Origin of the sequence: Pseudomonas sp. SIMBA_067, from assembly GCF_046534675.1 — a bacterium.
Lineage (GTDB): Bacteria > Pseudomonadota > Gammaproteobacteria > Pseudomonadales > Pseudomonadaceae > Aquipseudomonas > Aquipseudomonas putida.
The window spans coordinates 1-232 of sequence record NZ_JAWRYH010001426.1 but is presented as its reverse complement, the minus strand read 5'-3'; the positions used below and the strand labels follow the sequence as shown (position 1 = coordinate 232).

1 pseudogene is annotated in these 232 nt (G+C 34.1%); it reads right to left on the bottom strand.

From position 1 onward, the window contains the following. Positions 1–12: 12 nt before the first annotated feature. Positions 13–232 (bottom strand): annotated as a pseudogene (locus tag SB765_RS34105) (coproporphyrinogen III oxidase); the annotation flags it as partial.

The window sequence follows — 232 nt, the reverse complement described above, 5'->3', positions numbered from 1 at the left end:
CTATTTTTTAAATTATATAACCCGTGAGAAGCGAGTGGCATTTATTTGTTTTTGTAAGTGCGCATCAAAACACATACAAATAATACGAATAAATAAATTCCCTTTTGGTGTTACGCTAATTAGGTTGTTTTCTATTGTTACCATTTCATCGGCAATTAATGGTGCGAGTGCCTCTAAGGCATCTTTAAAGTAGTCATTAAAGCTGATTTTATGTCTGTTCGCGAATACGCTC